Origin of the sequence: Lentilactobacillus dabitei, from assembly GCF_019061365.1 — a bacterium.
In the GTDB taxonomy this organism is placed as follows: domain Bacteria; phylum Bacillota; class Bacilli; order Lactobacillales; family Lactobacillaceae; genus Lentilactobacillus; species Lentilactobacillus dabitei.
Genome location: NZ_JAHPPD010000096.1, coordinates 1 through 9,293 on the forward strand (window position 1 = coordinate 1; position 9,293 = coordinate 9,293).

5 protein-coding genes and 1 other annotated feature are annotated in these 9,293 nt (G+C 41.5%); all 5 genes read right to left on the minus strand.

Annotated elements, in window-relative coordinates:
- Positions 1-27: 27 nt before the first annotated feature.
- The 5 genes from KTE19_RS11640 to KTE19_RS14265 all read right to left on the minus strand — a co-directional run bounded on the left by KTE19_RS11640 (position 28) and on the right by KTE19_RS14265 (position 9,174).
- Positions 28-3,147 carry a hypothetical protein gene (locus KTE19_RS11640; RefSeq protein WP_217342340.1) on the minus strand — a complete coding sequence of 1,040 codons (3,120 nt, stop codon included), beginning with the start codon at positions 3,145-3,147 and terminating at the stop codon, positions 28-30.
- A gap of 275 nt (positions 3,148-3,422) precedes the next feature.
- Positions 3,423-4,208 (minus strand): cyclase family protein, encoded by a 786-nt coding sequence (locus KTE19_RS11645; protein ID WP_217342341.1) that lies wholly within the window; start codon positions 4,206-4,208, stop codon positions 3,423-3,425.
- Between the two features lie 17 nt (positions 4,209-4,225).
- Positions 4,226-5,569 (minus strand): APC family permease, encoded by a 1,344-nt coding sequence (locus KTE19_RS11650; RefSeq protein WP_217342342.1) that lies wholly within the window; start codon positions 5,567-5,569, stop codon positions 4,226-4,228.
- Positions 5,570-6,184: 615 nt separating this feature from the next.
- Positions 6,185-7,303: a 5-methyltetrahydropteroyltriglutamate--homocysteine S-methyltransferase gene (locus tag KTE19_RS11655; protein ID WP_217163746.1), complete on the minus strand. Its 1,119-nt coding sequence runs from the start codon at positions 7,301-7,303 to the stop codon at positions 6,185-6,187.
- 69 nt (positions 7,304-7,372) lie between these two features.
- Positions 7,373-7,611: a binding site (T-box leader), on the minus strand.
- Positions 7,612-7,797: 186 nt separating this feature from the next.
- Positions 7,798-9,174: a DUF5776 domain-containing protein gene (locus tag KTE19_RS14265; protein ID WP_217342343.1), complete on the minus strand. Its 1,377-nt coding sequence runs from the start codon at positions 9,172-9,174 to the stop codon at positions 7,798-7,800.
- Between the last annotated feature and the right edge of the window lie 119 nt (positions 9,175-9,293).

Below are 9,293 nucleotides of genomic sequence, written 5' to 3' on the forward strand. Positions count from 1 at the left end.
AAAAATTCCTTCCTTTTGAGAGACGATTTATTCATTATACGCTCTCTTAAAAGTTGTCTCAGGAATCAGCTTACATCCATGGTATTTGTAATAGAGTTTGATGACATTTTGAGTGGGATCACTGGAAACCGATTTGAGACCATGATCGTCATTATCAACTGGCACATAGTCTTTAATCGATGGATAGTCCGAAGCCTTAGCTGGGAACGACTTGCCAATTTCTTGGTGGGTTTTGACAACTGGTGAAGCAATTGGTTGATACTCATCCTGATCCGACTTTCTGCCCCAAAATTGAATTGTGACATCCGAGTACGGTTCAGCAATCCGAGCAGTTGCGGGAGTGGATTCCAGCAGCGTGTCCCCGTCACTTTTACGCATTAAGAAGGTGTTGACGGCAACTGAGCCAGCTTTAGCGTCATCGGCAAATACTGCAGGATAATTGAAGGTTATCTGTTGTTTAGGCGCAAGTATTGTTCCACTATCTGCGGTAACTCTAATCATTCTTACTTGAGACCAATCAGTGATTTGATCAGCGTTAACGAAAGTTGCTTTATAGTTATCTGCTAACGTTGCTGACGGTTTATCCACAGAATATTGAACCTTATAACCCGGTAAGTCCTCAACTGGTCCCGTTAGATGAACTACAGCATTGGACCCACGGGAGGTTGCCCCACCCGCGTCACCAATTTTTTGATCACCGTCGAATGGTAATATATCAACTAAGTCTAAGTGATTATAATCAGTATCACCATTATTGATAATCTCTGATTGATATTTAAAATCATCTCCGTTTTGTAAGCTTTGACCGGTATCAGAAACGTATGGGCCATAACTACCTGACTGCTTATCCTTAATACTAATCTTATTGATATTCAACGAACTGCTTGACGGATAATAGTAAATATCTGTTGTAGCAGAAAAGATACTATTTGGATCATTGGTATTTTGATAAAGGCCGTAATCTTCACCCATCGCATCATGTTTATCCACATGGAAATCCGTTTTTGGGAATGCTTCCCAATTGTTATTATCAAATACCAAATAGCCCTCAATGATGTAGTGTCCGTTGACTAGTCCTGGTTCTCCTTTTAACGAAACTTGGTACGAAATTCCATTGGAATTGGACATTTGGACATAATCATCAAAATTAGTTATATCGCCAATAATTGCGTTTTTTCCACTCCCACGGAAATTATTCTCCACTCTTAAATTTGATAACCCTCCGGCAAAGGACGCGCCAAGTGTAATGCCATCCGGAACAATGAGGATTAATTTACCATTTTGCGGTTTCAATTTTAGCTTTTGATTCCCACCTGTTGAAAAGAGAAAATTGCTAGTAAATGGTTGACCTCCCAAAATTTGATGACCATTGTTATTGATGATCCCCATCCCTTGCCAGTTATAAAACGTAACAAATGGTTTTTCGGGCGCTGGTGGTGTCGGCTTAGTCAAGCCAAAATCAGTTGAAGCAGTTTCAGGATTATGATAAACATTACTCTTACTCGTTTTATCCTCCGACGTTTCACCAAATACCGTCGACAAGTCATTGGTCCAAGAAATTTTTGATTCTGAACTATTTTTAAAATCGTCAATGGCCTTTTGAGTAACACTTCCAGTTATTTTCATTTGAAATCCTGTTTGTTTAGGATCATCAAAGCGAACTGGCGATTTAAATGTGATCGTAATATTTGAATAAGCTTTGCCTTCCAAATCAATTGGTTGACCATATCTTAAAGGCCCGAGCGATACTTGCTGACCATCAAGTGTTGCCGTTACCACGTTATCATTTAATTCTTTCTTGAAAGCAGTGCTTAATTGATCAGTATCAACCATTTCAAGCTGTTTCATCGAATAATTGAATTTTGGAGTATCAGTAACACTTTTCACTTCAGCATAATTATGGCCAGTTGTGCCTTCAGAATTCAAGCCTTGAAAGTTGCCCAATTCGACCGGCGTCATGGTGGTGACAACTGGCGTTTCATCGGTCACCTGATCAGAGTCCAAATAACGTGATGAATTATTCCACTTAGTTACTTTACCATTTTGAGCATCAAAGTATGGAATTGGCTGATCATCCTTGGCAACTCCGATAGTCGTTTCAGTTTTATCATTTTTTGAACCTGTCATCGTATATTGCAAAGGAAGCTTTGTGTCCGCTAGAGTTCCCTTTGGATAAACAATCGAAAAGTCAAACAAATCATTTTTGTAGTCGCTATCACCATGTTCTACAAGATTATTAGCATTCAAATTAAGATGATCAGTAATGGTATTGGTTTTTTTATCATATGTTGCATCGCCATATACTTTTGAGATGGTGTAACCATCTGGTATTTTTAGAGTGATTGTATAATCACCAGGTTCAGTGCGTGGGTTATAAATAAATCCATTGCCGGCATACGTACCGGTAAAATCTTGGTTAAGCTTATTTCCATCCCAGTAAGTGTAATCCAGGTTAAAAATTCCCGACGTTGTATACAGTTTTGGTGCATCTGTCTTTGCCTGGACATTGAAAGTATCATTCGTGTATATCTGCTTACCATTTTCATCAATATATTGAATTGGGACTGAATAAGTCGACTGGTTCTTAACTGCTCCAGGCTTGAGATGCAACATAAAATCAATACCAACGGACCTCGTGGGAATTGTCTTAAAATCTAGATTAATAACATAATAATTGGAATCACTAGTAATCGTTGGTGGATTTTTTAAATACGTGCTATCAGAGACATCAGTTGTCCCCACTGGTTGAAACACATTTCGATCAATCAATATTCTAGCATGACCATTTGAAAAATAATTTCCAGTCCCCTGTACCTTAGTTTGAGCAACTAAATGAATGAGATCCCCAGGATAAAACGGGCCACCAGTAGTCCCTCCATTCGAATAAGTGATGCCGCTTCCAATTAGCAACGCATCATTGGCATTAGCGGCTTCATTTTGTTGCAACTCATTAATTTGACTAGTCACTGGTTCACTATTTGCCAGATTTCTCAATGGATCCGTTACCAGCGTTTGCTCAAATGCTGTCGCAGCCTTTACATCAGCAGCTTGCTGAGAGACTAGAACAATTGCCATCAAACTAAATAATATGAGCAACAAACTTTGAACTAACCATTTGAAGCGGTGCGGTACTCCCACTGTATTCATATAACTTCCTCCTCAACCCAAATAACAAAATTATTAATTAAAATATTCCCTCATACCTATGATAAATGTTTACTTGTGAGCAGGTCAACTATTACACACGCTATAAAACCAATTCAAATCCCGTTATAAATTGGTGAACTCACTATTCCTTGATTGTTTCTCTTTAAACACGCCAAATCTTCTAATCCACAAAATAGACTTCATCGGCCCGATGACCAAAGAAGTCTATTTCCAATACCAATTATTTTATTGTAAGGGTTCTACTGGTGACAACTTCACTCCGGCACCACCGCATACGCCCTCACCGGAAAGCCAGGTGCCTTCTCAGCCTTAGGGACGGAAATGTGAATATAAGCGCCAGTAGCCGGAACCAGGTCCAAATTATCAAGTAGTTCCACTTGATAGTGGCCATGGGACAAGACATAATACTCACCCACTAAGCCGTTTTCCTGTTTAGTTGCCGTATCGGTATCAAACGTTTCATGGCCATTTGCCGTGACGTTTCGTTGTTCGTAAATGAACTTCAATGCGTCAAGATCCCAACCTGGATAATGAGCTTGACCAGCATCGTCCAAGTTTTCAAACTTACTCTGACTTGGCCAACGTTTGCCCCAATCAGTTCGCAGTGCTACAAATGAATGTTCCGGAATCTTGCCGTGTTTCTTTTCCCACTGTTTGATATCAGCAACACTCAACGAAGAATCTGGATTGGCGTTGGCTTCCTTTGAGCGATCAATGACGACCAGCGGTAAGACGAACTTTTTGAGCGGAATATCTTCCACGTAGGTATCCTGATGGGCGTCAAAATGAATCGGTGGATCCAAATGAGTGCCAAATTGACCTGGGAAAGTATATTCCTTAACGAAGAAGCCATCCGCGTGGGTAAAAATCGTGTTGAATTTTGGCTTGGCAAAAGCTGGAAAGCGCGGACTTTCTGGCCCAAATGAGTGGGTCAAATCAACCCACTTGAAGTTCTTTAATCGCTCAACGGTTTGTTGAAGTAATTGTTCATTTTCTGTTTTAGTAACGTTGGTTGTTGGTTCTGCGGTTTTAGTTGTCATAATCATTTTCTCCTTTACTAATCCTTATTTGAAAAGTCCAATCCAGGTGTCCGCTGCGTGAAGAACTTGGTTTGTACCAACAAGATGACGATGCCGGCCACAATCCAAGCCGCCCCGACGATCTTTGCTTCTGGAGTTAAGCTTAGGAAAATCCAAGTGCTGACACCAAAGCCAATTAATGGTGATACCAAATATTTGATGGCGGACAAGATCGAACTGTGATCGCCCTTGATGTAGAATTTCCAGACAACCGACAAGTTCAATAAGATGAAGCCAAACAAGGCACCAAAACTAACCAAATTGGAAACCGTTGCTTGGGATAAGGTCAAAGAAAGCACAAGTGAAATGGCACCAACCAGAACAATCGCAACAACTGGCGTGCGGTATTTCTTATGCAAAACGGCCAATTGACGTGGCAAAATGCCATCGCGACCCATTGCGTAGAGAATCCGGGAAATGGCGGTCTGGCCTTCCTGACCACTAGCAAAGCCAAATGAGAGGATGATGGTAATATCAGCTAATTTAACTAACCAAGTACCACCGACTCGCTGCAGGATTCCTAAGAAAGCCGTATTAGGATTCAAATTTTGATAATCAGGGGCCACAAATCCTGCTAGCGCGGTAATCACAACGAATAACAAGCCGATCCCGACAATGGAAAGAATGATCGCCCGGCCAACTGAATGGTGGGGATCTTCAGCTTCCTCCGATAACGTACTGATGGCATCAAAGCCCAAATAACTCACAATCACAATTCCAGTTGCCTGCAAAACACCAGAAAAGTTGAAATGAGCGGGATTATAAAAAGCAACGGCGTTTGGTTGAATTGAACCGGTAAACAATAGGTGAAGGGTACCAATTACAAACGCCAACAACACAATTCCTTGAAGGGCAAACAATGCCCAACTGACTTTGGTGACCACGTTGACACCAAGAATATTGACCCAGGTGTTGAGCAGCACCAACACGACGATCCATGTCCAACCTGGTACGCCGGGTAACAGCGATTCACCAAATGACTGGGTAATCAAATAAGTAATCGTTGGAATCAGGAAATAATCAAGGGTAATTCCCCAGCCACCAATAAAGCCTAAGCCCCGGTTGGTACCCTGCTGAACGTAAGTATAAACCGAACCGGAAAATGGGTAACGTGCCGACATGGTCGCATAACTAAAGCCGGTGAACAGCATTGCGATCATCCCAATTAAATATGCCAAGGCCACCATGCCGTTAGCTGGTTGTAGAAATGACCCATAGAAAGCTAATGGGGCGACCGGAATCATAAAAGTAATTCCGTAAATCAATAAATCTTTTGTTGTTAAGCTGACTTTTAATGAAGCTGGACTCACATTTTCTGCCATATGCAAAACCTCCAGAAATTTTGTTTTAATTGAATAAATTTAAATAATTTCAAAAACATGAATTGACTCTTGCATCACTTCCTTAATATGAGATATAAAAAACGCCCCTTACACAGCTATTCATGCCATGTAAGGGGCGAATTGTCGCGTTACCACCCTTGTTCACATAGAGTTTCATCACATTAAACGTGTTCTTCCAGGCAGGAATCTGCACATAAGCACCATTTTCCAAAATCCGAAACCCCCGGATTTTAGAAAACGGCAACTTATGCTCCGATTCCTAACCGCCTGGCATCACACTCTAAACGTGCTCCGACGACCCTGGTGCTAACATGTAAGCCCAAAATGATTTAAATCCAAAAACAGGATTTTAATCATTTTAACCTTACACACCGCACCAACCAGGCCTTGTCACACTCTATGTCTCATCAATACCATTTCTGATATTCGGGAGGATAACGGTCCCTGCCGATCATGCTGCGTTAACAACATGATGCCTTTCAAAGCTCATCTTCATTGGAACCTTCAATGCCCTTTCTCACCGACCGGGTTCTCTTTCTTTGAATGCTCGCAACTACTCTTCTTCTCATGGATTTATTTCATTATTTTCGATTTTTAAGCGTCTTTCCAAACACTCTTAGCTACTTTGATCACTAATCGTAACTTGTTCCACTGATCTTCCTCAGTCAGGCGATTGCCCTCTTCCGTTGAGGCAAACCCACATTGAGGTGACAAGCATAAATTATTCAGTGGAATAAACTGACTGGCTTTGTTGATTCGCTCTTTTAATAATTGCTCAGTTTCTAATTCAGGCTTCTTGGTGGTAACTAAGCCAATGACCACCCGTTGACCCCGACCATTGTCAGCGATCTTCTTCAAGGGTTCAAAGCCGCCGGAACGCTCGTCATCATATTCCAAGAAGTAACCATCGATGTGGAGTTGAGCCAAGTAATCAGCCACCGGATCATAGGCTCCTGCACCGGCCCAAGTTGAATCGTAGTTACCCTTGCAGACGTGCATCGTTAAAGTTAAGTCATCCGGCTTACTGTCGGCAATGGCATTAATTGCCTTCACGGCGGCTTCGGCCAATAGCTTTAATTCAGGCTTCAACGTGCCGTTAGAGAAGCTGGCCCACATACCCCATGAGGTGTCATCAATTTGTAAGTATCGACAACCAAGGTCGTAGAAATGCTGAACGGTTTGCTTGTAGGCTTCAATTTCGTCATTGAGCAGAGCCTCAAAGTCACCCTTGTAGTAATCGTCATAGACCTCAGCGTCCTTGTTCGGGAAGAAGACATCGGGACTGGGAATCGTTTGCTTGGCAGTGACGCCATCTGGCACAATGCTGTTTAAGAATTTGAAGCCGTCAAAGAATGGGTGGTTAGGATTATATTCAATCTTGCCGGTAAACTTAACCCCACCTTTACGAGTTTCCTCGCCATGGAAAATAAAGCCATGTTCTGGAACAAAATACTGAACCCCTTTTAAACCAGCAAAGAAATCCAAGTGCCACCAGCTGCGGCGGAATTCACCATCGGTTACGTCTTTGAGACCCAATTCAACCTGCTTCTTCACAATCCGTTTAATTTCTTCGTTTTCAACGTTCCGTAATTCATCTACGGTAATTTTGTGCGCCTCATAATCTGCCCGGGCCTGTTTTAATCTTGCCGGTCGTAATAAACTACCTACTTCATCGAAACGATTTGGAAATTTTGTTTTGATTGCTACTGTCATTTTGACCACTCCTCTAATTTTTTTGATAAAAATTGAATAAAAAAAGTCCTCGTATAGAAATAAATTCCATACAAGGACGATATTGTCGCGTTACCACCTTAATTTTCACGCAGCTTACACTACGTGACTCACTAGGCACTATGAATCAATGCCTGTCCGCTATAAGGTGCGTTTACCACGTTATCTTGCATTTGCTCAACAACATCCTGCTCAAAGACCATCTTCATCAATTCCCGGTAATTCACTCTCACCAAATGTGAACTCTCTTGATACCGTTCCAAGACTACTCATCTTTTCACTGCTTTTGTTTATCAATTTACTTAAAGAGTTTAGTCGCAATTATGAGAATGTCAAGTGTAAAATTTTAATGTGTTGAAATTATTATCCAGGGGAAAACGGTTGCAATCATCATTAGATCAAGAGTCTCACGGATTAGGAAAACATTAAAAAACAGCTCCTCAAATAATTAGCTTACCTGAGAAACTGTTCCAAAACTATTTAATCGTCTTTACATACTTTGAATTACCAGTAATATACCCACCGACAACATGATATCTCAGTGCACCAGTCTTGGTAACGCTATTGGCGTGTGAGAAGTCATAGTTCTTAATTCGAAGCTCAGTCCCCTTCTTGATGTGCTTATTGCGTTTGATCAGGCTAACCGTTTGATAACGGTTGAGACTGCGCTTAACTTTGACATAACGCGACATTTTTTGCTTGCCCATCTTAACAAGTTTGCGGTTTCCAGTAATGAAGTGACCATTACTCAAAACGTAGCGTGTCGTCAGATTATGGTGAACAAACTTGGTCACATGAAGGATGGTACCTTGCTTGTAATTGCGAACCTTCTTCGTCAGGTTTGCTTTCTTGTACGCGTTAACACCTCGTGGATTAATGACCGTTAACGTTTGATGCTTGCTTTGATAGTATACTGGGCGGACGTAACTCCAGTTTGCGGTGATGTAACCCTTCTTGTGGCGGTTCTTCGTCAAGTGGTTAACATCACGAACTTGGTAACGCAGGTGGCCACTCTTGGAGCGCGCATAACCGGTTACGACAAACATTGGTCGGTAGACTCGTGGCTTTTTGGTGTAGCCAGCGAGGCGATCTTTCTTGCTGAAGTTGTTGTGTTTGTAAAGATAGATCTTCTTCAGTGAATAAACCGCGGAGCCTTTGACGGCAGCCCAATCTGGAATTGAAGCTTGCGTATTGTTATTGTCAGGTTTTGGTTGCGGCGTTGGTGTCGGGCTGGGTACTGGTTGAGGAGTTGGTTGTGGTTCTGGAGTTGGTGGAACAGCTTTTGCTTTAACCACTACCTTGGTATTTGCAAATTTGTTACCATTAGTATAAATAACGTTATACTGACCAGGTTTAGTTGTATCAACATGGTCACCACTAACTTTAATGTTCTTAAATATCACAGGATCACCCCAATAATCCGTTGCGGAAATGAAACCACTTTGAGGATTCCATTTATCTCCAACCGATAAATCAACTTCCTCTTTAGCTTTAATAGAACTCTGATCAGAACTCGATCTTTGCTGCCAAACGTACGTGTCAGTTTCAGTGCGCTGATCTGCCATCAATTTTTCTGATGTGTAAAAATTACGCTTTCCACGGGGATTGCTTTCTGTACCACCAGCTAATGCTACCCAATATGGAGCTGTGTTAACGTATTTCGTTCCAGGAATTTCACCCTTTCCGGGAACATCAGGCAGACCCGTATACTGGTCTGTTGAGCTAAAATCTTTGTTTAATTTAATTTTCCAAATATTACGGCAATCAGATAGCATTCGCCACATATCCACACTGTCATTTGCAGTAAAGCCACTAAGATCTAAACTGGATAATCCAACATCTCCCTCAAACATTTGCTCCATATTAGTCACATTCTTAGTAGTAAAACTACTTGCCCAGTTTAAAATTCAAGTGCAACACTAATCAACTAGACCTTTCAGACTAGACATGAAAGGCCATGAAGACCTATTCT